The 23,200-nt window shown below is 72.1% G+C and carries 21 protein-coding genes, 1 pseudogene and 1 riboswitch; of the genes and pseudogenes, 18 read left to right on the forward strand and 4 right to left on the reverse strand.

All coding sequences use genetic code 11. The annotated features are described in order from the left end of the window. Positions 1 to 78 precede the first annotated feature (78 nt). The 8 genes from AB0I73_RS22005 (at position 79) to AB0I73_RS22040 (ending at position 10,207) form a co-directional block, all read left to right on the forward strand. Positions 79 to 1,125: a sugar-binding domain-containing protein gene (locus AB0I73_RS22005; RefSeq protein WP_109379439.1), complete on the forward strand. Its 1,047-nt coding sequence runs from the start codon at positions 79 to 81 to the stop codon at positions 1,123 to 1,125. 277 nt (positions 1,126 to 1,402) lie between these two features. Beyond that, positions 1,403 to 2,845 carry a GuaB1 family IMP dehydrogenase-related protein gene (locus tag AB0I73_RS22010; RefSeq protein ID WP_363039848.1) on the forward strand — a complete coding sequence of 481 codons (1,443 nt, stop codon included), beginning with the start codon at positions 1,403 to 1,405 and terminating at the stop codon, positions 2,843 to 2,845. 80 nt (positions 2,846 to 2,925) lie between these two features. Next, the gene (locus AB0I73_RS22015) at positions 2,926 to 3,378 is read left to right on the forward strand and encodes an Lrp/AsnC family transcriptional regulator (protein WP_109379437.1); all 453 of its coding nucleotides are present in this window, start codon (positions 2,926 to 2,928) and stop codon (positions 3,376 to 3,378) included. A 359-nt stretch (positions 3,379 to 3,737) separates the two neighbouring features. Further along, positions 3,738 to 4,940, forward strand: a complete 1,203-nt coding sequence (locus tag AB0I73_RS22020) for an MFS transporter (RefSeq protein WP_363039808.1) — start codon at positions 3,738 to 3,740, stop codon at positions 4,938 to 4,940. 81 nt (positions 4,941 to 5,021) lie between these two features. Continuing rightward, positions 5,022 to 6,986, forward strand: coding sequence for a nitrate- and nitrite sensing domain-containing protein (locus tag AB0I73_RS22025; protein ID WP_363039810.1), 1,965 nt, complete (start codon positions 5,022 to 5,024; stop codon positions 6,984 to 6,986). Continuing rightward, positions 6,983 to 7,363 carry a DUF742 domain-containing protein gene (locus AB0I73_RS22030; protein ID WP_363039812.1) on the forward strand — a complete coding sequence of 127 codons (381 nt, stop codon included), beginning with the start codon at positions 6,983 to 6,985 and terminating at the stop codon, positions 7,361 to 7,363. Before AB0I73_RS22025 ends, AB0I73_RS22030 begins: the two co-directional genes overlap by 4 nt. A 289-nt stretch (positions 7,364 to 7,652) precedes the next feature. Then, positions 7,653 to 8,441 carry a carbon-nitrogen hydrolase family protein gene (locus tag AB0I73_RS22035; protein WP_363039814.1) on the forward strand — a complete coding sequence of 263 codons (789 nt, stop codon included), beginning with the start codon at positions 7,653 to 7,655 and terminating at the stop codon, positions 8,439 to 8,441. Between the two features lie 53 nt (positions 8,442 to 8,494). Continuing rightward, the gene (locus AB0I73_RS22040) at positions 8,495 to 10,207 is read left to right on the forward strand and encodes an NAD(P)/FAD-dependent oxidoreductase (protein ID WP_363039816.1); all 1,713 of its coding nucleotides are present in this window, start codon (positions 8,495 to 8,497) and stop codon (positions 10,205 to 10,207) included. A 69-nt stretch (positions 10,208 to 10,276) separates the two neighbouring features. Here AB0I73_RS22040 and AB0I73_RS22045 read toward each other — a convergent pair whose 3' ends face one another. Next, positions 10,277 to 10,972, reverse strand: a complete 696-nt coding sequence (locus tag AB0I73_RS22045; RefSeq protein WP_363039818.1) for a DUF5995 family protein — start codon at positions 10,970 to 10,972, stop codon at positions 10,277 to 10,279. 173 nt (positions 10,973 to 11,145) lie between these two features. On the opposite strand from AB0I73_RS22045, the gene AB0I73_RS22050 reads away from it, so the two are divergent. Further along, complete coding sequence (locus tag AB0I73_RS22050; RefSeq protein WP_363039850.1) at positions 11,146 to 12,276, forward strand: glycoside hydrolase family 6 protein; 1,131 nt, start codon at positions 11,146 to 11,148, stop codon at positions 12,274 to 12,276. Here the strand turns inward: AB0I73_RS22050 and AB0I73_RS22055 are convergent. Continuing rightward, positions 12,258 to 13,688 (reverse strand): solute carrier family 23 protein, encoded by a 1,431-nt coding sequence (locus AB0I73_RS22055; RefSeq protein ID WP_363039820.1) that lies wholly within the window; start codon positions 13,686 to 13,688, stop codon positions 12,258 to 12,260. The two genes, AB0I73_RS22050 and AB0I73_RS22055, sit on opposite strands and share 19 nt — an antisense overlap. A 174-nt stretch (positions 13,689 to 13,862) precedes the next feature. Here AB0I73_RS22055 and AB0I73_RS22060 point away from each other — a divergent pair. Next, positions 13,863 to 14,281: pseudogene (locus AB0I73_RS22060) on the forward strand (acyl-CoA thioesterase). Here AB0I73_RS22060 and AB0I73_RS22065 read toward each other — a convergent pair. Beyond that, the gene (locus AB0I73_RS22065; RefSeq protein WP_363039822.1) at positions 14,241 to 15,446 is read right to left on the reverse strand and encodes an MFS transporter; all 1,206 of its coding nucleotides are present in this window, start codon (positions 15,444 to 15,446) and stop codon (positions 14,241 to 14,243) included. The pseudogene AB0I73_RS22060 and the gene AB0I73_RS22065 sit on opposite strands and share 41 nt — an antisense overlap. A 183-nt stretch (positions 15,447 to 15,629) precedes the next feature. Here AB0I73_RS22065 and AB0I73_RS22070 point away from each other — a divergent pair, with 183 nt between their 5' ends. Further along, a complete protein-coding gene (locus AB0I73_RS22070; protein ID WP_363039824.1) occupies positions 15,630 to 16,835 on the forward strand; it encodes an ROK family transcriptional regulator in 1,206 nt (401 codons plus the stop codon). A 38-nt stretch (positions 16,836 to 16,873) separates the two neighbouring features. Here AB0I73_RS22070 and AB0I73_RS22075 read toward each other — a convergent pair whose 3' ends face one another. Further along, the gene (locus AB0I73_RS22075) at positions 16,874 to 17,632 is read right to left on the reverse strand and encodes an NAD(P)H-binding protein (RefSeq protein ID WP_363039826.1); all 759 of its coding nucleotides are present in this window, start codon (positions 17,630 to 17,632) and stop codon (positions 16,874 to 16,876) included. A gap of 442 nt (positions 17,633 to 18,074) precedes the next feature. Next, a riboswitch (FMN riboswitch) is annotated at positions 18,075 to 18,205 on the forward strand. Positions 18,206 to 18,349: 144 nt separating this feature from the next. Here AB0I73_RS22075 and AB0I73_RS22080 point away from each other — a divergent pair. Genes AB0I73_RS22080 through AB0I73_RS22110 form a run of 7 tightly spaced genes read left to right on the forward strand, consistent with a single transcriptional unit; the run spans position 18,350 to position 23,156 of the window. Continuing rightward, on the forward strand, positions 18,350 to 18,964 hold the full coding sequence (locus tag AB0I73_RS22080) for a riboflavin synthase (RefSeq protein ID WP_363039828.1): 615 nt from the start codon (positions 18,350 to 18,352) through the stop codon (positions 18,962 to 18,964). Continuing rightward, on the forward strand, positions 18,961 to 19,605 hold the full coding sequence (locus AB0I73_RS22085) for a nicotinamide mononucleotide transporter family protein (RefSeq protein ID WP_363039830.1): 645 nt from the start codon (positions 18,961 to 18,963) through the stop codon (positions 19,603 to 19,605). Before AB0I73_RS22080 ends, AB0I73_RS22085 begins: the two co-directional genes overlap by 4 nt. Then, positions 19,602 to 20,891, forward strand: coding sequence for a bifunctional 3,4-dihydroxy-2-butanone-4-phosphate synthase/GTP cyclohydrolase II (locus tag AB0I73_RS22090; RefSeq protein WP_363039832.1), 1,290 nt, complete (start codon positions 19,602 to 19,604; stop codon positions 20,889 to 20,891). The genes AB0I73_RS22085 and AB0I73_RS22090 overlap by 4 nt, the downstream gene beginning before the upstream one ends. A 53-nt stretch (positions 20,892 to 20,944) precedes the next feature. Beyond that, positions 20,945 to 21,430 (forward strand): 6,7-dimethyl-8-ribityllumazine synthase, encoded by a 486-nt coding sequence (gene ribH / locus AB0I73_RS22095; protein ID WP_202276810.1) that lies wholly within the window; start codon positions 20,945 to 20,947, stop codon positions 21,428 to 21,430. Between the two features lie 34 nt (positions 21,431 to 21,464). Then, positions 21,465 to 21,737 carry a phosphoribosyl-ATP diphosphatase gene (locus AB0I73_RS22100; RefSeq protein ID WP_363039834.1) on the forward strand — a complete coding sequence of 91 codons (273 nt, stop codon included), beginning with the start codon at positions 21,465 to 21,467 and terminating at the stop codon, positions 21,735 to 21,737. 50 nt (positions 21,738 to 21,787) lie between these two features. Continuing rightward, positions 21,788 to 22,651: an ATP phosphoribosyltransferase gene (gene hisG / locus AB0I73_RS22105; protein WP_109379560.1), complete on the forward strand. Its 864-nt coding sequence runs from the start codon at positions 21,788 to 21,790 to the stop codon at positions 22,649 to 22,651. 25 nt (positions 22,652 to 22,676) lie between these two features. After that, positions 22,677 to 23,156 (forward strand): PH domain-containing protein, encoded by a 480-nt coding sequence (locus AB0I73_RS22110; RefSeq protein ID WP_363039836.1) that lies wholly within the window; start codon positions 22,677 to 22,679, stop codon positions 23,154 to 23,156. Positions 23,157 to 23,200 lie beyond the last annotated feature (44 nt).

Raw genomic sequence — 23,200 nt, forward strand, 5'->3', positions numbered from 1 at the left:
GCCACGAGAACGTGAACGGCTTTCAGCAGGGCTGATCGACCGCGCCGGATCTGCGAGGATGAACGGCGAATCCAGAGTGTGAACAGCAGTGAGGAGAACGCCGTGTCGGGTATGTCGGCGGCGGGCCGTTCAGCCATGCGGATGGGACCCGCTGAGCTGGTGCAGGCGGCGGCCATGGCCCGCCGCTTCTACCTCGAGGGCAAGTCCAAGATCCAGATCGCCGAGGAGTTCGGCGTCAGCCGCTTCAAGGTGGCCCGGGTCCTGGAGACCGCCCTCGAACGGGATCTCGTGCGCATCGAGATCCGTGTGCCCGCCGAGCTGGACGCGGAGCGCTCCGACGCGCTGCGTGCCCGCTACGGCCTGCGGCACGCCGTCGTGGTGGAGTCCCCGGCCGAAGCCGAGGAGACACCCGACCCCGAGAACCTCGGAGAGGTGGCCGCCGACCTGCTCGGCGAGCTGGTCGACGAAGGTGATGTGCTGGGCCTGGCCTGGGGCCGGTCCACCATCCACATGGCGGCGGCCCTGGACCGGCTGCCGCCCTGCACGGTCGTGCAGCTCACGGGTGTGTACGACGCCGGGACCGCCGAGCGCGGCTCGGTGGAGGCCGTACGGCGGGCCGCGCAGGTGTCGGGCGGCGACGCCCACCCCATCTACGCGCCGATGCTGCTGCCGGACGCGGCCACCGCTCAGGCGCTGCGCCACCAGACGGGCATCGCGCGGGCCTTCGAGTACTTCGACAAGGTCACGGTCGCCTGTGTCTCCATCGGATCGTGGGAGCCGGGCATCTCGACGGTGCACGACATGCTCTCGGACGAGGAGCGTGCGCACTACGCCTCGCTCGGTGTCGCCGCCGAGATGTCGGCCCATCTCTTCGACTCCGACGGACGCCGGGTCGGCCGCGACCTGGGCGAGCGGTGCATCACGGTCAAGGCCGACCAGCTCCGCCGGGTACCCGAGGTCGTCGCGATCGCCGGCGGGCAGCGCAAGGGCCCCGCCATCGACGCGGTGCTGCGCTCCGGGCTCGTCACCAGCCTGGTGACGGACACCTCGGCCGCGGACTACCTGATGGCGGCGGGGCCGGCCCCCAGGTCCGCCCTCAACCGCTCGGACCCCGACGGCCCCTGACCGACCCCGACGACGCGTGGACCCGGGGCGGGCGCGGCGGCATCGGGCGCACGGTGCCGCGGCTCGTCCTCGTCTGCCTGCCTGCCCGTTCGGCCCCGCGTGCCCCGTCGCTCACCGTGGCCCGGACGCTCGGAGATTCCTCCCAGTGCCCGACGGCACGGCCTGGACGATCCGACCGGAGAAGGCGCTCCGGCCGTCATGGGACAATGAGGTACGTGCTCTTCCCCCTGGCTGACCTGTCCGGGGGCCACCTCTGAACGACTGGGATGTGCAGCACGTGCGTTTCCTCAACGACATCCAGCCCCCGTACGACCTGACGTACGACGATGTCTTCATGGTGCCGAACCGGTCCGCCATCGGTTCCCGGCAGAGCGTGGACCTCAGCTCCCCGGACGGCACGGGCACCACCATCCCGCTCGTCGTCGCCAACATGACGGCCATCGCCGGCCGCCGCATGGCCGAGACGGTGGCCCGCCGGGGCGGTCTCGTGGTCATCCCGCAGGACATCCCGATCGAGGTCGTCACCGAGGTCGTCTCCTGGGTCAAGAGCCGCCACCTGGTCCTCGACACCCCCATCGTGCTCGCCCCGCACCAGACCGTCGCCGACGCGCTCGCCCTGCTGCCCAAGCGCGCGCACAACGCGGGCGTCGTCGTGGACGACGAGCACCGGCCGGTCGGCGTGGTCACCGACACCGACCTGTCCGGCGTGGACCGTTTCACGCAGCTCACCGAGGTCATGTCCCGCGACCTGCTGCTCGTCGACGCCGACATGGACCCGCGCGAGGCCTTCAACACCCTGGACGGCGCCAACCGGCGCTACGCCCCCGCCGTCGCCGAGGACGGCCGCCTCGCCGGCATCCTCACCCGCAAGGGCGCCCTGCGGGCCACCCTGTACACGCCGGCCACCGACGCGCAGGGCAGACTGCGGATCGCCGCGGCCGTCGGCATCAACGGCGATGTCGGCGGCAAGGCCCAGCAGTTGCTGGAGGCGGGCGTCGACACGCTCGTCATCGACACGGCGCACGGGCACCAGGAGTCGATGATCAGCGCGCTGAAGCTGGTGCGCGACCTCGATCCGCAGGTCCCGGTCGCCGCGGGCAACGTCGTCGCCGCCGCGGGGGTGCGCGATCTGATCGAGGCCGGCGCGGACATCGTCAAGGTCGGTGTCGGCCCCGGCGCCATGTGCACCACCCGCATGATGACCGGCGTCGGCCGGCCGCAGTTCTCCGCGGTGCTGGAGTGCGCGGCGGAGGCGAGGAAGTACGGCAAGCACGTGTGGGCCGACGGTGGTGTCCGCCACCCGCGCGACGTCGCGATGGCGCTCGCGGCCGGTGCGTCCAACGTGATGGTCGGCTCCTGGTTCGCCGGGACCTACGAGTCCCCCGGCGACCTCCAGCACGACGCGGACGGCCGCCCCTACAAGGAGTCCTTCGGCATGGCCTCCGCGCGTGCCGTGCGCAACCGCACCTCGGAGGAGTCGGCCTACGACCGGGCCCGCAAGTCGCTGTTCGAGGAGGGCATCTCCACCTCCCGCATGTTCCTCGACCCGGCCCGGCCCGGCGTCGAGGACCTGATCGACTCGGTCATCGCGGGCGTCCGCTCCTCCTGCACGTACGCGGGCGCCGGCTCCCTGGAGGAGTTCGCCGAGAAGGCCGTCGTAGGCGTCCAGAGCGCCGCCGGCTACGCCGAGGGCAAGCCGCTGCACGCCAGCTGGACCTGACCCGCCCCGGCCGATTCCGTACCGGCCCGACCCCACCGGCCCCGTCGTGGACCTCCCAGAAGCGAAGTGAACCGCCCGCAGTGCTGAACGATCTCGACGAACGCATCGTGCACGCCCTCGCCGAGGACGCCCGCCGCTCCTACGCGGACATCGGCCAGCTCGTCGGCCTGTCCGCGCCCGCGGTGAAGCGGCGCGTGGACCGGCTGCGCGCCACCGGTGCCATCACCGGTTTCACGGTACGGGTGGACCCCGCCGCCCTCGGCTGGGAGACCGAGGGGTTCGTCGAGATCTACTGCCGCGGCAACACCTCCCCGGAGACCATCCAGCGGGGCCTGGAGCGCTACCAGGAGGTCGTGTCCGCCTCCACCGTCACCGGGGAGGCGGACGCGGTCGCCCAGGTCTTCGCCGCCGACATGCGGCACTTCGAACGGGTCCTGGAACGGATCGCGGGGGAGCCGTTCGTCGAGCGGACCAAGTCCGTACTGGTGCTGTCACCGCTGCTGCGCCGCTTCTCGTCGGGGTCGCCCACCTAGGCGAGAACCCCGGCTGCGGCCTCGAGGCGAACGCCGACTGGAACGCGGCCCGGAACCTCCTGCACCTGTACCGGATCGGCCACGTGGCGATCCCGGCTGTCCCGGCGGCGGCTCAGGCGCAGCGGAGACGTGCTGCCGCCCCCTCGGCGCTCCACCCCGGAGCCGTGACCGTCCGGCCGGACACGTCGGCCGGACACGTCGGCCGGATACGGAAACGACGGACCACATCCGGCTCAGGCGTCTACCATCGGTGCCATGACCTGGCGACATTGATCCACCCCTCGTGCCTCCCGTGGGCCGCCCCGGGCGCCGTACGTCCTCCACGTCCGGTGTCCGAACCGCCCTTACGGGAAGGCCTCATGACTCTCACGTCCACGCGTGCGCCCGACCCCCGCGTCCGACGGCTGACGACCACGCTGTACGGCTACGCGTTCCTCGAAGACTTCGTGCTGCTCTACCCGGTGTACGCGCTGCTGTTCAGCGACACCGGCCTGACGGTCTGGCAGATCTCCTCCCTGTTCGCCCTCTGGTCGGTCACCGGCGTCCTGCTGGAGGTCCCCTCCGGTGTCTGGGCGGACGCCGTGTCCCGGCGCCTGCTGCTGTGGCTCGGCCCGCTGCTCACCGCCGCCGGCTTCGCCCTGTGGGTGCTGCTGCCCTCCTACGGTGCCTTCGCGACCGGCTTCGTGCTGTGGGGAGCCGGCGGAGCGCTCGCGTCCGGTGCACTGGAGGCGCTGGTCTACGACGAACTGGAGCGGCTCGACGCGGCCGACCGCTACGCCCGCGTCATGGGCCGCGCCCGCGCGGCGGGACTGGTCGCCGTGATGGCGGCCATGGGGCTCGCCGGTCCGGTGCTGGCCCGGGGCGGCCACATCGCCGTCGGCGCCGCCAGCGTCCTGGGGTGCGTGCTGACCGCGGCCACGGCCCTCCGGTTCCCGGAGCACCGCCGCCCGGCGACCGGGCAGGAGGGCTGTACCGCGGCCCTGCGCGCCGGGCTCGCCGAGGCTCGGGCCGACCGGTCGGTGCGCGGCGCGCTGCTGCTCGTACCGGCCGTGGGCGCCGTCTGGGGCGCCCTCGACGAGTACACGCCGCTGCTGGTGCGGGACACCGGCGTCGCGGACGAGACGGTTCCCTGGCTGCTCCTGGTGATCTGGGCCGGTGCCACCGCCGGAAGCCTGCTGGCCGGGGCGGGCGAACGCCTCGGCACGACCGGACTCGCGGGCCTGCTCGCGGGTTCCGGGCTCGTCCTGGCCGTCGGCTCCGCCGCGGGCACGACGGCCGGGCTCGTGCTCGTCGCCCTGGCCTTCGGCGGCTTCCAGGCGGCGACCGTACTGACCGACGTGCGACTCCAGCGGCGGATCGCGGACACCGGGCGGGCCACCTTGACCTCGGTCGCGGGCCTGGTCACCGAGCTGGCCACGGTCGCGGTGTTCGGCGGCTACGCGGTGATCGCCTCACGCGGCGGACACAGCACGGCCTTCGCCGTGTTCGCGCTGCCGTACCTGGTGACAGCGTTGCTCCTGATGCTCACGAGACCATTGCGCTCGCCGCGCGGCATCCCGTAGGTTGTGCGCCTCGCTACCGGCTGGTAACGCCGTCGGCGGCCGTTTCGCCGCCCAGTCATCCGAGCATCCTGGGAGAGAGCCATGCGTCGGCTCATCGGCCGTCCCACCACGGTCCGCGCCCGCATCGTCGCGCTCGCGTTCGCCCCGGCGCTCGCCCTGCTGGTGCTGTGGACCTTCACCATGGTGTCGGTCACCGGGGAACTGCGCGCACTGATCCGGCTGCAGGGCGTGTACGAGGACTTCGGCACGCCCGTCGACACGGCGATCGGACAGATCCAGATCGAACGGCGGCTCGCCGCCACGTACTTGGGGGCCGGCCACCGTACGTCCGCGGCCCCGGACCTGATGGAGCAGCAGCGCCGCACCGACCGTGCCGTGAACGCGATGCGCCACGCGGTCCGGGACGGCGACCGCGGCCGGCTCTCCGGTAGGCAGCGCCGGGCCCTCGACGCCGTGGTCGGCGCCGCCGACGAACTCGAGGAACTGCGCCACCGGGTCCTGTCCCGCGACATCTCCTGGGACAGGGCCGTCGACGCGTACGGCGCGCTCGTGGACCCCGGATTCGACGTGCAGTCCGCCCTCACCGCACTGCAGGCCGGACAGCTCGCGCGGGAGGCGCAGGTCGTCGTCGAACTCGTCCGGGTGCGGGAGTTCGTCTCCCGTGAGGACGCTCTCGTGGCCGGAGCGCGTGCGGCCGGCCGGCTCACCGACCGGCAGTACGCCACACTCACCGCGACCATCGAGCACCGCCGGGTCTTCGAGCGGACGTACGTGGCCGACCTGCCGACCGACTCACGGGCGCTGTTCGAGGAGTTCCGACGCGGCGAGCTGCACGGCGCGTTGACCCGGGGCGAGGACGCGCTGCTGGAGGCGGGGCCGGAGCGTGCCGGTGAGGCAGTCGCGGCCGAGGCCTGGCGTACGACCACCGACCGGGCCGTCAAGCGCTACATGGAACTGTGCACCCAGGCGGCCCTCAACTCCGCCGAGCGTGGCCGGGCCTTCGCCTACCAAGAACTGATCAAGGCAGGCGTCGTGGGCGGGCTCGGGCTGGCGGCCATCGGCCTGTCCCTGTGGTGGGCGGTGCGCGGCGCCCGCCGCATCTCCCGCCGACTGGAGCTGCTGCGGGACTCCGCCGACCTGTTGACCACCCGCCAACTTCCGGATGTCATGGCCCGGTTGAGCGCCGGCGAGGAGGTGAACGCGGCTGTTGAGGCACCGCCGCTGGCCGAGGTGGAGGCGGAACCCGACGAGATCGGCCAGGTCGGCCGGTCCTTCAACGCCGCCCGGCTCGCCGCCGTCGAGGCCGCCGTCCGGCAGGCCACCCTGCGCCGCGGGCTGTTCGCCGTGCTGCTCACCATCGCCCGGCGCAACCAGGCTCTGGTGCACCGCCAGCTGAAGCTGGTCGACACGCTGGAACGGCGCACGGACGACCCCGAGGCGCTGGAGCAGCTGTTCCGCATCGACCACCTCACCACCCGGATGCGGCGCCACGCGGAGAACCTGATCATCCTCTCCGGCGCGGCCCCGGGCCGCCGGTGGCGCCGGCCCGTGCCCGTGGCCGACATCGTCTCCTCCGCCGTGAGCGAGATCGAGGACTACACGCGGGTGGAGGTGCCGCCCATGGACCGGGTGGGGATCACGGCGGACGCCGTCGCCGATGTCGTCCACCTCCTCGCCGAACTGCTGGAGAACGCCACCGTGTTCTCGCCCCCGCACACCCGTGTGACCCTGCGCACCGGCCGGGAGCGCGGTGGCTTCGTCCTGCGGATCGACGACCGGGGCCCCGGCCTCGGCCCCGGACCGCTCCACGAAGCCCCTCGCATCCTCAGCCACCCCGACGACTTCGACCCGTCCCGCCACGACCGGCTAGGCCTGTACGTGGTCGGCCGGCTCGCCGCACGGCACGCCGTCGAGGTGACGCTGCACGAGTCCCCGTACGGCGGGACGACGGCCACCGTGCTGCTGCCGGCAGGAATGCTCGCGGACCTGGAGCCCCAGGAGCCGGAGTCGCTCGAGGAGCCGGACGGCGTGTCCCCGCTGCCGTGACCGACGACGATCACCGGTACGAGGACGAGACCGGTTCGATGGTGCGCCCCTATACCGTCACGTGGGGCCGGACCCGGCCCTCGGGAGGGCCCGCCATCACCCTGCTGTCCCAGGTCAGCGCCGTGGAGCCCGGCCTGGCACGACCCGGCATCGACCACGTCCGCGCCGGCCTGCTCGACCGGGTGCGCCGCCGGGGCCCGCTGCCGGTCGTCGAACTCGCGGTGCAGGCCGACCTGCCCCTGACCATCGTCCGTGTGCTGCTCGCGGACCTGGCGGGAGCCGGTCTGGTGTGGATCGGCGCACCGCGCCGACCGGGCGGGCCGGCGGCCGACCCGGAGCTGCTGCGCGAGATCGTCGCGTGGCTCCGGGAGTTGTGACCCGGGGCCCACCCGACCGCCGCCCACGTGGCGGCTCCGGGTGCTTCACACGGCGGTTCACGGCGGTCTTCGCGCAGGTGGAACGGACGGGCAGGACGGCCCTCGGCGTCGCCTCCACCTCCTCGGCACGGGCGCCGAACCGGGAGCGTGCAACGAATCGCCGCCGACCCCGCGGCGGACGCAACAGTTCGCTCATGGGCACGCAACGGCTCCTTCTTGTCCGGTCGAGCCGACCGGACGTAGCGTCTGTGCGACCCCCGAAACCCCCGCGTACCGATGAGGAAAACGCATGCGCACCGCCCTGCTCCAGAGCTCCGGACGGCCCGGATCCGTCGCCGGGAACCTCAAGGTCCTCGACGAGGCCGCGGGCCGTGCCGCCGCGGCCGGTGCCGGGCTGCTCGTGACCTCGGAGCTGTTCCTGACGGGGTACGCCATCGGCGACGACATCACGGCGCTCGCCGAGCCCGCCGACGGCGACGCGGCCGACGCGATCGCACGGACGGCCACCCGGCACGGACTCGCCATCGCCTACAGCTACCCGGAACGCGCCGACGGCACGGTCCACAACTCCCTCCAGCTCGTCTCCGCCGACGGCGTCCGCCTCGCGAACTACCGCAAGACCCACCTCTTCGGCAGCTTCGAGCACGAGCACTTCACCCCGGGCGACCAGCCGGTCGTCCAGGCCGAGCTCAACGGCCTCACCGTCGGCCTGCTGATCTGCTACGACGTCGAGTTCCCGGAGAACGCGCGCGCCCACGCCCTGGCAGGCACCGACCTCCTCCTGGTGCCCACGGCGCTGATGCACCCGTTCCAGTTCGTCGCCGAGTCCGTCGTGCCGGTGCGGGCGTTCGAGAACCAGATGTACATCGCGTACGTCAACCGGGTCGGCCAGGAGGGCGAGTTGGAGTTCGCGGGGCTGTCCACCCTCGCCGGACCCGACGGAGTCGCCCGTACCCGGGCGGGCCGCGGCGAGGAACTCGTCCTCGCCGACGTGGACCCCGTGCTCCTCGCCGCCTCCCGTGAGAACAACCCGTATCTGCGGGACCGCCGCCCCGGCCTGTACGGGCCCCGCGGCTGAACCCCGCCTCCCCCGACACCTCGAAGACCGTTCGCGCAAGGAGTCCGCACCCCATGACGTCCACGGTGCCCAACGCCGTCGAGCACGCCGACGAGCAGCAGCCGCCGATCACCATGTTCGGCCCGGACTTCCCGTACGCGTACGACGACTTCCTCGCCCACCCCGCGGGCCTCGGCCAGATCCCCGCCACCGAGCACGGCACCGAGGTCGCGGTCGTCGGCGGCGGCCTGTCCGGGATCATCGCCGCCTACGAGCTGATGAAGATGGGCCTCAAGCCCGTCGTGTACGAGGCCGACCGGATCGGCGGCCGGCTGCGCACCGTCGGCTTCGAGGGCTGCGACCCCTCGCTCACCGCCGAGATGGGTGCGATGCGCTTCCCGCCGTCCTCCACCGCCCTCCAGCACTACATCGACCTGGTGGGACTCGAGACCCGCCCCTTCCCCAACCCCCTTGCCGAGGCGACGCCTTCGACCGTCGTCGACCTCAAGGGCGAGTCGCACTACGCCGAGACGCTCGACGACCTGCCGCAGGTCTACCGGGACGTGGCGGACGCCTGGAGCCGCTGCCTGGAGGAAGGCGCCGACTTCTCCGACATGAACCGCGCCCTGCGCGAACGGGACGTCCCGCGCATCCGCGAGATCTGGTCGCGGCTGGTGGAGAAGCTCGACAACCAGACCTTCTACGGTTTCCTCTGCGACTCCGAGGCCTTCAAGTCCTTCCGGCACCGCGAGATCTTCGGCCAGGTCGGCTTCGGCACCGGCGGCTGGGACACCGACTTCCCCAACTCCATCCTGGAGATCCTGCGGGTCGTCTACACCGAGGCCGACGACCACCACCGCGGCATCGTCGGCGGATCCCAGCAGCTGCCGCTGCGCCTGTGGGAGCGCGAGCCGGAGAAGATCGTCCACTGGCCGTACGGCACCTCGCTGAAGTCCCTGCACACCGACGGCGAGCCCCGCCCGGCGGTGACGCGGCTGCACCGCACCGCCGGCCACCACATCACGGTGACGGACGCGAACGGGGACATCCGCACCTACCGGGCGGCCGTCTTCACCGCCCAGTCCTGGATGCTGCTCTCCAAGATCGCCTGCGACGAGTCGCTCTTCCCCATCGACCACTGGACCGCCATCGAGCGCACCCACTACATGGAGAGCTCCAAGCTCTTCGTGCCCGTGGACCGGCCCTTCTGGCTGGACGAGGCCGTCGACGAGAACGGGAACCCGACAGGGCGAAACGTCATGTCGATGACGCTCACCGACCGGATGACCCGCGGCACCTACCTGCTCGACGACGGCCCGGACAAGCCCGCCGTCATCTGCCTCTCGTACACCTGGTGCGACGACAGCCTGAAGTGGCTGCCGCTGTCGCCGAACGAACGGATGGAGGTCATGCTGAAGTCGCTGGGCGAGATCTACCCGACGGTCGACATCAGGAAGCACATCATCGGCAACCCGGTGACCGTCTCCTGGGAGAACGAGCCCTACTTCATGGGGGCCTTCAAGGCCAACCTGCCCGGCCACTACCGCTATCAGCGGCGCCTGTTCACGCACTTCATGCAGGACCGGCTGCCCGAGGACAAGCGGGGCGTCTTCCTGGCCGGCGACGACATCTCCTGGACGGCCGGCTGGGCCGAGGGCGCCGTCCAGACCGCGTTGAACGCGGTCTGGGGCGTCATGCACCACTTCGGTGGAGCAACCGACGCGACCAACCCCGGTCCCGGTGACGTCTACGACGAGATCGCGCCGGTGGAACTCTCCGACGACTGAGCCACCGGAGCCCCGGGAACCCCTCAGCCCCCGGAGCCCGCCCGGCTCGCGGCGGCCGGACCGCCCGGGTCAGTCGGGCAGGGGCGTGAGCAGCATGCGTCCGGCGAAGCCGACCGCCATGTCCAGCCGCGCGGCGAACTCCTCGGCGACGTCCGGCAGTCCGCGCAGCGCCCACAGCGCGCGGGCCGCCGTCCAGGCGGCGTCCCGGGCGCGCTCCAGGCTCCACGCAGCGAGCAGATGGGTCATCGGGTCGGCGAGCTGGAGCAGGTCGGGACCCGGCATCAGGTCCTCGCGGATGCGCTCCTCCAGCGTGACCAGGAGGTCGCCCACATGGTCGAACTCGGCCTCCATCTGGGCGGGTTCGCAGCCGAGCGTACGGCAGGTGTCCACGACGGCGAGCGCCAGGTCGTGGCCGATGTGCGCGTTGATGCCCGCCAGCGCGAACTGCAGCGGACGTACGCCCGGATGGTGGCGGAACTGGAACAGCGGACGCCAACAGGCCGGTGGGCGGCGGCCCTCGGACACCGCCTCGACGGCGGCCAGGTAGCGCTCGGCGAACAGCACGTCCAGGGTGACCGCCGCCTGCGTGTCCGCCGGCAGACCGGCGTCGATGCGCCGGTCCACCTCCGTCGTCACCGCGAGGTAGACGCGGTTGAAGACCGCGATCCCGTCCCGGCGGGGCAGGGCGGAGTCGAGGGCGCGCATCCGGGAGACGACGGTGTCTACGGGGGTGCGGACTTGACGGGCTTGTTCGCATTGCGCCATGAGCGCAGAGTCGCACCTTTAGTGTGGTGCCGGTGGCGGCGGGCCCGACGTTTCCCCGGATCGAGGGAACGCGCCCGTCGTGGGGGAGGGGGAGCAGCACTGTGTCAGGCTCGCGTGCCCAACGCCTGGCTGCCCGGCGGTCCGCGCGCAGAGGCGCGGCCCGGCGCGCCGCCATGGTGGCGGCCGCCTCCCTCGTGGTGGCGGTCGGCACCGCAGCCGGAGTGGTCTCTTCGGTGGATGACGGACGCGGCTCGGACGAGGCACGGCCCGAGGTGACCGCGTGGCCGCGGCTGGAAGCACTGCCCGTCGTGCCGTCGGTGTCCCCGTCGCCCGAGGCGCCGTCCCCCTCCGCGTCGGCCTCTCCCGAGCCCCGTGCGAAAAAGACGAGTACCACGCCGTCCGCGTCGCACGGCGCGCGGGAGCCGCGGTCGGTCCCGGTGCCCTCCCGGCTCTACCGCCACCCCGAGTCCCAGGCCCTGGACTGGGTGCGGGCCCATCCCGGCGATCCGCGCCGCGCGGTCATAGAGTCCCGCATCGGCGACCAGCCGGCGGCCGTGTGGTTCGCCGACCACTCACCGGACACGGTCACCGCGCGGGTGCGCGCGATCACCTCGGCCGGCGCCGCACGGGGCCGGGTGCCCGTCCTCGTGCCGTACACGATCCCCGACCGCGACTGCGGCGGGCACTCCCGGGGCGGAGCGCCCGATCTGGACGCCTATGACGGCTGGATCGACCGGTTCGCCGCCGGGCTGGGGTCCGGCGAGGTCATCGTGATCCTGGAGCCGGACTCCCTCGCCCAGGTCGAATGCCTCTCCGCGGGGCAGCGCGCCGACCGCTTCGCCTCACTGGCCCGCGCCGGACGGGTGCTGAAGGAGGCCAACTCCCGGGCCCGCGTCTACTACGACGCAGGGCACTCCGGCTGGAACGCGCCCGCGCGACAGGCCGACTGGCTGAGGCGGGCCGGGGCCGCGTCGGCGGCCTCCTCCGACGGCGTCTTCAGCAACGTCTCCAACTTCCACGACACGGCCGACGAGATCGCCCACAACCGGCAGGTGCTCGCCGCGCTCGGCGGCCCGCCCGGCCTGGGCGCGGTGATCGACACCAGCCGCAACGGCAACGGCGCACCGGCCGACGGCGAATGGTGCGACCCCGCCGGCCGCAAGCTCGGCCGGACCCCGACGCTCAGTACCGGCGAGGCCGGGATCGACGCCTACCTCTGGGTGAAACTGCCGGGGGAGTCGGACGGCTGCAAGGGCGCGCCGGGCACCTTCACCCCGTCGTACGCCTACGACTTGGCGCGCTGAATGCCCCCGCCGTCCGCCTCGCCCCCGCCGTTCTCGCCCCCGTTCTCGTCGTAGGCCGAGGTGCCGGCGTCGAGCAGCGGCGACTGGGTCTTGAGGTGGGCCGGCGCGAAGGCGCGCAGCGCGTGGTACCCGGTGATGACGACGAGGGTGCCGAGCGCGATGCCGCTGAGCGAGAAGGTGTCGGTGAACTCCATGGTGACGTTGCCGACGCCGATGATGATGCCCGCGGCGGCCGGTACCAGGTTCAGCGGATTGCGCAGGTCCACCTTGGCGTTGATCCAGATCTGGGCGCCGAGCAGGCCGATCATGCCGTACAGGATGACGGTGATCCCGCCGAGCACACCCCCGGGGATCGCGGCCACGACCGCGCCGAACTTCGGGCAGAGGCCGAACAGCAGGGCGAAACACGCGGCGGCCCAGTACGCGGCGGTCGAGTAGACGCGGGTCGCCGCCATCACGCCGATGTTCTCGGAGTAGGTGGTGTTGGGCGGGCCGCCGACGGCGGTGGACAGCATGGAGCCGACGCCGTCGGCGGAGATGGCCGTGCCCAGCTTGTCGTCGAGGTCGTCGCCGGTCATCTCGCCGACGGCCTTGACGTGTCCGGCGTTCTCGGCGATCAGCGCGATGACGACCGGCAGGGCGACCAGGATCGCCGACCACTCGAAGGACGGGCCGTGCAGGTTCGGCAGGCCGATCCAGTCGGCCTGGCCCACGCCGGACAGGTCCAGACGCCAGTGGTCGGTGACCTTGCCGCTCGCGTCCGCGGAGTGGATCCGGCCGAAGACCAGGTCGAGGACCCAGGAGAGCGCGTACCCGAAGACCAGCCCGAGGAAGATCGCGATACGGGACCAGAAGCCCCGCAGGCACACCACCGCCAGGCCGGTGAACAACATCACGGACAGGGCGGTCCACTGGTCCTGCGGCCAGTACGTGGCGGCGGTCACCGGCGCCAGGTTGAAGCCGATCAGCATCACCACCGCGCCGGTGACGATCGGCGGCATCGTGGCGTGGATGATCCGCGCCCCGAAACGCCGCACCGCGAGCCCCACCAGGAACAGCGCGGCCCCGACCACGAACACCGCGCCGGTCACGGTGGCGCTCGACCCGCCCTGGGCCCGGATGACCGCGGCGACGCCGACGAAGGAGAGCGAGCAGCCCAGATAGCTGGGCACCCGGCCGCGCGTGGCCAGCAGGAAGACGACGGTCGCGACGCCCGACATCATGATCGCGAGGTTGGGGTCCAGGCCCATCAGTACCGGGGCGACGAAGGACGCCCCGAACATCGCCACGACGTGCTGGGCGCCGAGCCCCGCGGTACGGGGCCAGGAGAGCCGTTCGTCGGGGCGGACCACCGCGCCGGGAGCCGGGGTGCGTCCGTCTCCGTGCAGTGTCCAGCGGACGCCGAGATCCATGGGCTGTCGCTTTCGTCGTTCGTGCAGCGTGTCCGGACCATTGTCGGGGCTGAACAGGTGTGCTTCGTACACCTGGGCGGGCTTGCTCCGGTTGTCTGAGCGTCTGCTCGGGATGAGGGCGCGTCGTTGGTTCGTGCAGGCGGCACTCATCCCGTACGCACCAGGAGTTCCGTCGTGACCGCCGAAGCCCCGACCGCCCCCGCCCCGTCGTACGGCCGGCTGATCCCCGTGACCGTCCACTTCGAGGACCTCGACGCGCTGGGGCTGCTGCACAACGCGCGCTGTCCGCCGAGGGTCGAGCGGGCCCGGACCGAACCGTGGGAGGAACACGGCATGCGCTTCGAGGGCGACTGGGCGGCGGCCGGCGACGCCTGCAACGCGGTCAGGCAACTGCGGATCGGCTACGAGGCCCGGTGACCCGGACCGGCGCCTACGCCGTCCACCTGTGGCTGGAGCGGCTGGGGACGACCGGGTTGACCTACGCGCGGGGGAGCCGGGTGCTGGTACGGCTGGACGTGAAAACCCTGCGCCCGGCGTCCTGGAGCGAGACACTCAGGGCCGCGGGCCGGGAACTGCTGCGTCCGGGCGGATGACCTTCACGCGGTCACCGGAACGCAGCACGCCCGCGAGGCCGGCCAGACCGCACGACAACACGGTGACCAGGACGAACGAAACCGTCAGGCTGGTCGCCTGGGCCAGCAGGCCGATCGCGCTCGGAGCGATCAGGCCCGAGGTGTACGTGATGGTCGCGACGCCCGCGATGGCGAGGCTGGGATGGGTACCACTGCGGCCCGCCGCGGCGAAGCACAGCGGCACCACCACCGCGATGCCGAGGCCCATCAGCGCGAACCCGGCCATCGCCGTCGCGGGGTGCGGGGCGAGGACGATCAGCAGTCCGCCGGTGACGGCGACGACACCGCTCGTGCGCACCGTGCGCACCGCGCCGTAGTGGTCCACCACCCGGTCACCGGCGAGCCGGACGATCGCCATGGTGAGCGTGAACCCGGTGGTGCAGGCCGCGGCGAGCCCCGCCGAGGTCCCCAACCGGTCGCGCAGATAGACCGCCGACCAGTCGAGGCTCGCACCCTCCGCGAAGACCGCGCAGAAGCCGATGGCGCCGATCAGCAGCGCGGAGCGGGGCGGCAGTGCGAACCTCGGCGGCGGCTCCTCGTCCTCGGCGGGCTGCAGATCGAGCACGTGGCCCGCGGCGGTGACGCCCGCCACCGTCAGGACACCGGCCGCGAGCGCGTGGTGCAGCCGGGCGTCCGCGCCGAGGTGCGCGGCGAGGGTGCCGGCCGCCGAGCCGATCAGGGCACCGACGCTCCACATACCGTGCAGCCCGGACATGATCGACCGCTCGAGCCGGTTCTCCACCTCCACCCCCAGGGCGTTCATCGCCACGTCGGACATGCCTGCCGTGGCGCCGTAGACGAACAGGACCAGACAGAGCGTCAGCAGGTTCGGGGCGATCGACGGCAGGACCAGCGCGAGCGTCCACAGCGCGATCAGTCCGCGCAGCGCGGTGCGGGCGCCGAAGCGGTGGCCGACCCGTCCCGCCAGCGGCATCGCGAGGGACGCGCCGATCGCGGGGAAGGCGAGCGCGAGCCCCAACTGCCCCGGGCTCACGCCGGCATGGTCCTGGATCCAGGGCACGCGCGTGGCGAACGAGCCGGTGACCGCACCGTGCACGGCGAACACGGCGCCCACGGCGTACCGCGCCCTCCGTACCTTGCGCTGCCCGTACACCTCTGCGGTCATGGTCCCGCCCCTCCGGTCGCCGCGGCCCTCATGCGCCGCCGTAAACTATCAGGAAGGCTTCCTGATAGATAAGGGAATTTCCGCCAGTCGCCCGGTCCGTGGCGCCCGTTGCCGTACCGCCCGGTCCCGACGGCCGTCGCCCACCGGCCGCCGACCCGGGCCGCCGTCTGGAAGGATCACGCCATGGCCGCATCCCCCAGCACCGCCAGAGCCATCAACGACCGGAACGCCCTGCGGCTGCTCCAGCAGGAAGGCCCGCTGACGGCAGGGCAGTTGAAGCAGCTGACCGGCCTGTCCCGGCCGACCGTCGCCGACCTCGTCGAGCGGCTGACCGCGGCCGGGCTGATCACGGTGGTCGGGGAGGCCGGGGAGCGGCGGCGCGGGCCGAACGCGAAGGTGTACGGGATCGTCGCCGGCCGGGCGCAGCTGGCGGCGCTCGACGTGCGTACCGAGGGTGTCGCCGTGGTCGTCTCCGACCTCGTCGGTGCGGTGCTGGCCGAGGCCTACGCGCCGATCGCGGTGGACGCCGGGACCGGTCCGGCCGTGGAGCGGGCGGTGGCGCTGGTCGAGCGGACGCTGAAGGAGGCGGGCGCCGACCGGCTGCACACCGTCGGCATCGGTGCCCCCGGGCTGATCGACCCGGCGAGCGGCGAACTGCGGGTGTCCAAGGGACTGCCGGAATGGCACCGCCTGCTGGTGGCCGCGCTGCAGGAGCGGCTGCCCGAGGCGCGCGTCAGTCTCGAGAACGAGACCAACCTCGCCGCCCTGGCCGAGCAGCGCGAGGGTGCCGCCCGGGGCCGCGACACCTTCGTCCTGCTCTGGCTGGGCCACGGCACCGGGGCGGCCGTGATCCTGGACGGCTCCCTGCGCCGGGGCGCCTCCGGCGGCACGGGCGAGATCGGCTTCCTGCCGGTTCCGGGTACCCCCGGCCTGCCGTCGGCCACCGACTGCGGCGGCGGCTTCCACTCCCTCGCGGCCGCGGCGGCGGTCGCGGAACTGGCGGGGGAACACGGGGTCGTGGCCGAGCCGGACACGGAACCGGTGGCGGCGGGAGCGGTACGGGCGGCCGCCGCGAGAGCACGTGAGGAGCCGGCCTCGGCGGACGCGCGCTTCCTCGACGCCCTCGCGGACCGCGTCGCCGTGGGGGTCGCGGCGGTGGCGGCGCTGCTGGATCCCGGATGCGTGGTGCTCGGCGGGGAGATCGGCCAGGCCGGCGGTACGGAACTCGCCGCCCGCGTGCAGGACCGGACGGCCCGGATGTCACCGCTGTCCACCGAGGTGCGTGCGAGCCTCCTGGGCGGCGGCGCGGTGCTGCGCGGTGCCCTCCTGACGGCCCGGGACCGCGCCCAGGACGAGCTCTTCGGCCCGCCCGCCGACGCCGCACCCTGACGCAGGGCGCCCGTCCCGGCCCCCTCCGGCTCGCGCGCCTACTTGCCGACGCGTCCCCGCCCCGTCCGTGCCGCCAGGAACTCCTCGAAGGTGCCCTTGCCCACCGCGTGCTCCGGGGCGAGATGGCCGCCGGCGCGGAAGGCGCGGTAGGCGGCGCCCCGGAGCGGAACCTTGACCACCGCGCGGCGTCGCCCCGTCGCCCGGAGGTAGGAGCGCGCCAGGGAGTCGAACGTCCTCACCTCCGGGCCGCCCATGTCCTCGACGCGCCCCGCGGGCCCGCCGCGGGCCAGCTCGGCCAGGCGGTCCGCGACCTCGGTCACGTCGATCGGCTGGTCCTTCACATGGGACGGCAGCAGCAGTACCGGGAGCCTGCCCAGCCCTTGGAACACCGTGAGCAGCAGGTCGTGGAACTGGGTCGTGCGCAGTACGGTCCAGCCGATCCCCGACTCCTCGATCAGCCGTTCCACCGCGAACTTGGTCCGGTAGTAGCCGAACGGCACCCGGTCGACACCGACGATCGAGATGTACACGAGGTGCCCCACCCCGGCCCGCCGCGCCGCCGCGAGAAGGTTCTTCGCCGCCTGCTCGTCTCCGCCGCGCGGTGTGGTCGCACAGTGGACGATCGTGTCCACCCCCGTGACCGCCTCGTCCAGCGTGCTGCCGCCCCGGCGCAGGTCGACGGCGTACGGACGGGAGTGACGGCTGAGCACCCGCACCTCGTGCCCGTCCGTCCGCAACCGCTCGGTGAGGTGCCGGCCGAGGGCTCCGGTACCGCCGGTCACCAGGATCGTGGTCATGCTGCTCAGCCCCTTGGGAGATGCGGGAGCTCCCCGCTGGAGCACCCTCGTCCACAGGGACGGATCGACGACCCCGAATGTGACACGGGATCACGGACGATCCCGGCGGACGGCATGGTGAGGCCCGGCGGCGGGCAAGGGCCGTCGTCACCGCCGCCGGGCCGGTCTGTGGGGAGGCCGCATCAGACGCTAAGAGGACTAGACCACTATGGTCAATGGGTGAGGGTCGTTCAGGGGGCGCTCGGCGGCGTTCAGTGGCGTTCAAGGGGGCAGGGCAGGGCGCGGATTGGGACACTGTGCGCCGATTGTGCGCCGGTGGCGCAGGGCGGCCGAGAGCCGACCGCGGGCGGACGACGCATATGCCTCCTCCTGTGAGGCACCCCACACCCCTCACCTGTATGGGTGGCGGCCGGGCATGGCACACTGGGCCCTGTACCAGCAGCAGCGCACTCCGGGGTCGGTGAAAGTCCGAACCGGCGGTTACAGTCCGCGACCCGGCCGCTTCCAGTGGCCGGTTGACCAGGTGAAATTCCTGGACCGACGGTTAAAGTCCGGATGGGAGGCAGTGCGCGGCGGGCGGGCATTCGTGCGCGCCGCCGTATCGGTTCGTCCTGAGGGCGAACTCCGTCCGGCGTCGCCCCCGGTGTACCTGCCCGTACTTCTGTCGTCATCGGCAGCCCCGGAGTCCGTGCCCGAAGAGGCAGGAGGACCCGGGAAGTGTTCACCGGAATCGTCGAAGAACTGGGCGAGATCACCGCTGTCGAGACTCTCGACGACGCCTGTCGCTTCCGCCTGCGCGGCCCCCTCGTCACCGAGGGCGCGAAGCACGGCGACTCGATCGCCGTCAACGGCGTCTGCCTCACGGTCGTGGACCACGAGGGCGACGAGTTCACCGCCGACGTGATGGCCGAGACCCTGAACCGCTCCAGCCTCGGCGCCCTCGCCGTCGGCTCCCGGGTCAACCTCGAACGCCCCATGGCCCTGGACGCCCGCCTCGGCGGCCACATCGTGCAGGGACACGTCGACGGGACCGGCCGGATCCTCGAACGCAAGCCGTCCGAGAACTGGGAGATCGTGAAGATCTCGCTCCCGGCCGAACTCTCCCGCTACGTCGTGGAGAAGGGCTCCATCACCGTCGACGGCATCAGCCTCACCGTCGTCGACGCCGGACCCGACTTCTTCACCGTCAGCCTGATCCCCACCACGCTCGCCCTGACCACCCTCGGCCTCAAGCAGAGCGGCGACCCGGTCAACCTCGAGGTGGACGTCATCGCCAAGTACGTCGAGCGGATGATCGGCGACCGGGTCATCGGTGAGGGGGCCGCGCGGTGAACTGGCTGAACTCCGAGGCGTTCACCCTCTTCGACCAGCACATCAAGTGGTCGGACATGATCGGCAACGTGATCGGTCTGATCGCCCTGGCCCTCGGCTGGCGACGCTCCATCTGGACCTGGCCCGCCCAGTTCGTCTCGGGCCTGATCCTCTTCGCGGCCTTCGCCACCGCCCATCTCTCCGGCAGCGCGGGCAAGCAGATCGTCGTCATGCTGGTCGCCGCCTGGGGCTTCCGGCAGTGGAACCGCGGCCGGCAGCAGGCGCAGGACGGCTCCGTCGCCGTCCGGTTCGCCACCTGGCGCGAGCGCGGGATCCTGGCGGGCGCGGCGGCGCTCGGCACCCTCGCGGTGGGCGGACTGTTCACGCTGTACCCGTCCCTGTCCTGGGACCCCTGGCCGGACGCGTACATCTTCGTCGGCACCGTCGTCGCCATGTACGCCCAGGCCCGCGGCATGGTCGAGTTCTGGTTCGCCTGGCTGCTGGTCGACCTCGTCGGCGTACCGCTGAACTTCGCCAACGGCTTCGCCTTCTCCGGCTTCGTCTACATCATTTACGGCGCGCTGGTCCTGTGGGGACTGCGCGACTGGTGGCTGCGCTCCCGCGGGGACGCACGGCCCGCCCTGGAAGGAGCGCCGGCATGAGCACGGCACCGATCCTGTACAGCACCGAGGACGTCGAGGACCTGAGGCTCGACCCGGTCGAACAGGCCGTCGCCGACATCGCGGCCGGCCGCCCGGTCGTGGTCGTCGACGACGAGGACCGCGAGAACGAGGGCGACCTCGTCATCGCCGCCGAGAAGGTCACCCCCGAGATCGTCGCCTTCATGATGAGCGAATGCCGCGGACTGATCTGCGCCCCCATGGAGAGCGACGAACTGGACCGGCTCCGGCTCCCGCAGATGGTCGAGGACAACACCGAGTCGATGAAGACCGCGTTCACCGTCTCGGTGGACGCCTCCGCCGCCCACGGCGTGAGCACCGGCATCTCGGCCGCCGACCGCGCCACCACCCTCCGACTGCTCGCGAGCGGCACCGCCCAGCCGGCCGACTTCGTCCGCCCCGGCCACATCTTCCCGCTGCGCGCCCGCTCCGGCGGCGTGCTCGTGCGCGACGGCCACACCGAGGCCGCCGTCGACCTGGCCCGCCTCGCCGGACTGCGCCCGGCGGGCGCCATCGTCGAGATCGCCGGCGAGGACGGGCAGATGCTGCGCCTGCCCGAGCTGATCCCGTTCGCCCGCAAGCACGGCCTGACGATCATCTCCATCGAGGACCTGATCGCCTACCGCCGTAGCTCCGAGCCCACCGTCCGCCGCGAGGCCGAGGTCCGGCTGCCCACCTCGCACGGCATCTTCACCGCCTACGGCTACCGTTCCGCCGTCGACGGCGTCGAGCACGTCGCCCTCGTCCACGGCGAGATCGGCGACGGCGCGGACGTCCTCGTGCGCGTCCACTCCGAATGCCTCACCGGCGACGTCTTCGGCTCCCAGCGCTGCGACTGCGGCCCCCAGCTGGACGCCTCCCTGGAGCGCATCCAGCAGGAGGGTCGGGGCGTCGTCGTCTACCTGCGCGGACACGAGGGGCGCGGCATCGGCCTGATGTCCAAACTGCGCGCCTACGAACTCCAGGAACGCGGGCGTGACACCCTCGACGCCAACCTCGAGCTCGGCCTCCCGGCCGACGCCCGTGACTACGGCGCCGGCGCGCAGATCCTCGCCGACCTCGGGGTGCGCGGCGTCCGCCTGCTGACCAACAACCCCGACAAGTCCGACGCGCTCGTCCGGCACGGCATCGAGGTCACCGGCCGCGAGCCGATGCCCGTCACCGCCGGCGAGCACAACATCCGCTACCTGCGCACCAAGCGCGACCGGATGGGCCACGACCTGCCCTGGCTGGACGCACCGACCGTGCCGACCTGCGGCAACCAGTGAGAAACCAAGAAAACCAAGAAACCAAGAGAACCAAGAGAACACCGAGGAGAGACGTGAGCGGCAAGGGTGCACCGGAACTGTCCGTACGCGATGTGGGGGACCTCCGCGTCGCCGTCGTCGCGGCACAGTGGCACGAGAAGGTGATGGACGGACTGGTCGACGGCGCCCTGCGCGCCCTGCACGACCTCGGCATCGACGAACCGACCCTGCTGAGGGTCCCCGGCAGCTGGGAACTCCCGGTCGTCGCCAAGGTCCTCGCCGGACGCGGCTACGACGCGGTCGTCGCCCTCGGCGTCGTCATCCGGGGCGGCACACCCCACTTCGAATATGTGTGCCAGGGCGTCACCCAGGGCCTCACCCAGGTCAGCGTCGACACCGGGGTGCCCGTCGGCTTCGGCCTGCTCACCTGCGACACCGAGGAACAGGCCCTGGACCGCGCCGGACTGCCCGGCTCCACCGAGGACAAGGGGCACGAGGCGGTCACGGCGGCGGTGGCGACCGCGGCCACGCTGCGTTCGGTATCCGAACCCTGGCGGTGAGCAGGCCCCGACACCGCGTAGGGTAAGGACCACCATGTCCAAGAAGACGTTCGAGGAGCTCTTCACCGAGCTCCAGCACAAGGTCGCGCACGGCGACCCCGCCACCTCCCGCACCGCCGAACTGGTGGAAAAGGGCGTCCATGCCATCGGCAAGAAGGTCGTCGAGGAGGCCGCCGAGGTCTGGATGGCCGCCGAGCACGAGGGCAAGGAAGCGGCTGCCGAGGAGATCTCGCAGCTGCTCTACCACGTTCAGGTGATGATGGTCGCCCGCGGCATCTCCCTCGACGACGTCTACGCCCACCTGTGATCGCAGGCACCCACCCCACCACCACCCACACCGCAAAGGAAGCCGACCTCATGCTGCGCATCGCACTCCCCAACAAGGGTTCACTGGCAGGCCCTGCGGCGGAGATGCTGCATGAGGCCGGCTACCAGCAGCGCCGGGAGTCGAAGGAACTGAGGATCGTCGACCCGGTCAACGAGGTCGAGTTCTTCTACCTCCGCCCCCGGGACATCGCGATCTACGTCTCCTCCGGCCGCCTCGACATCGGCATCACCGGCCGGGACCTCCTGGTGGACTCGGGCGCCGAGGCCGAGGAGATCCTGCCGCTCGGCTTCGCCCGCTCCACCTTCCGCTTCGCCGCCAAGCCCAGTGTCGTGCGGAGCGTCGCGGACCTCGGCGGCAGGACGGTCGCCACCTCCTACGAGGGGATCGTCGCCCGGCACCTCGCCGAACAGGGCATCGACGCCTCCGTGGTCCACCTCGACGGCGCCGTCGAGACCGCAGTCGAACTGGGCGTCGCCGAGATCATCGCGGACGTCGTCGAGACCGGCACCTCCCTGCGCAACGCGGGCCTGGAGGTGATCGGCGAACCGATCATGACCTCGGAGGCGGTCGTCATCCGCCGCACCGGCGCCGCGGCCGAGCCCGACGAGACCGTCGAGCCCAAGGTGGGGCAGTTCCTGCGGCGTCTCCAGGGCGTCCTCGTCGCCCGCACCTACGTGATGATGGACTACGACTGCCGGGTCGAGCAGTTGGAGAAGGCCGTCGCGCTGACCCCGGGCCTGGAGTCCCCGACCGTGTCCCCGCTGCACAACGAGGGCTGGGTCGCCGTCCGCGCCATGGTCCCCTCCAAGGAGGCCCAGCGCATCATGGACGACCTCTACGACATCGGTGCCCGCGCCATCCTCACCACGGCCATCCACGCCTGCCGTCTCTGACCCGGACCGACCCCGGAGCCGCACCATGCCGGACGCCCCCTCGGACCAGCCGTCCGACGTGCCCGCCCTGCCCGTCACCTTCCGCCCCGGCCGCACCCGCGCGGTGCTGCTCGGTGCGGCCGTCGCGCTCTTCGGGGCCCTCTCCCTGATCGCCCTGCTGCTGGAACAGGTCGACCCGGGCGAGCGGATCAGTTTCGTGTTCACCGGCGCCCTGCTGGCCGGCGGGCTGGTGCTGCTGGCCCGGCCAAGGGTCGACGCCGACGAGTCCGGCATCACCGTCGTCAACATCGTCGGCAGGCGCCGCCTCGAATGGGCTCAGATCCTTCAGGTGAACCTCCGTCCGGGTGACCCCTGGGTCTTCCTCGACCTCAGCGACGGCACCAGCATGCCCGTGCTCGGCATCCAGCCGGGCATCGCCAGGGAACGCGCCATCGCCGACGCACGGGCCCTGCGAGCGCTCACCGTGGCGCATTCCCTGGCCGACCCCGATGCGTCACGGGGCTGATCCGGGGGCATTTCGGGGAGACATCGGGGTCGTCCCACCTGACG

This window comes from Streptomyces sp. NPDC050388 (assembly GCF_040655635.1).
Taxonomy (GTDB): domain Bacteria; phylum Actinomycetota; class Actinomycetes; order Streptomycetales; family Streptomycetaceae; genus Streptomyces.

Coding starts and splice junctions, on each gene's coding strand:
- AB0I73_RS22065 (WP_363039822.1), bottom strand. CDS start 15,446: ATGACCGCAGAGGTGTACGGGCAGCGCAAGGTACGGAGGGCGCGGTAC.
- AB0I73_RS22020 (WP_363039808.1), top strand. CDS start 3,738: ATGACTCTCACGTCCACGCGTGCGCCCGACCCCCGCGTCCGACGGCTG.
- AB0I73_RS22110 (WP_363039836.1), top strand. CDS start 22,677: ATGCCGGACGCCCCCTCGGACCAGCCGTCCGACGTGCCCGCCCTGCCC.
- AB0I73_RS22055 (WP_363039820.1), bottom strand. CDS start 13,688: ATGGATCTCGGCGTCCGCTGGACACTGCACGGAGACGGACGCACCCCG.
- AB0I73_RS22050 (WP_363039850.1), top strand. CDS start 11,146: ATGGTGGCGGCCGCCTCCCTCGTGGTGGCGGTCGGCACCGCAGCCGGA.
- hisG (WP_109379560.1), top strand. CDS start 21,788: ATGCTGCGCATCGCACTCCCCAACAAGGGTTCACTGGCAGGCCCTGCG.
- AB0I73_RS22045 (WP_363039818.1), bottom strand. CDS start 10,972: ATGGCGCAATGCGAACAAGCCCGTCAAGTCCGCACCCCCGTAGACACC.
- AB0I73_RS22035 (WP_363039814.1), top strand. CDS start 7,653: ATGCGCACCGCCCTGCTCCAGAGCTCCGGACGGCCCGGATCCGTCGCC.
- AB0I73_RS22100 (WP_363039834.1), top strand. CDS start 21,465: ATGTCCAAGAAGACGTTCGAGGAGCTCTTCACCGAGCTCCAGCACAAG.
- AB0I73_RS22075 (WP_363039826.1), bottom strand. CDS start 17,632: ATGACCACGATCCTGGTGACCGGCGGTACCGGAGCCCTCGGCCGGCAC.
- AB0I73_RS22090 (WP_363039832.1), top strand. CDS start 19,602: ATGAGCACGGCACCGATCCTGTACAGCACCGAGGACGTCGAGGACCTG.
- AB0I73_RS22070 (WP_363039824.1), top strand. CDS start 15,630: ATGGCCGCATCCCCCAGCACCGCCAGAGCCATCAACGACCGGAACGCC.
- AB0I73_RS22025 (WP_363039810.1), top strand. CDS start 5,022: ATGCGTCGGCTCATCGGCCGTCCCACCACGGTCCGCGCCCGCATCGTC.
- AB0I73_RS22040 (WP_363039816.1), top strand. CDS start 8,495: ATGACGTCCACGGTGCCCAACGCCGTCGAGCACGCCGACGAGCAGCAG.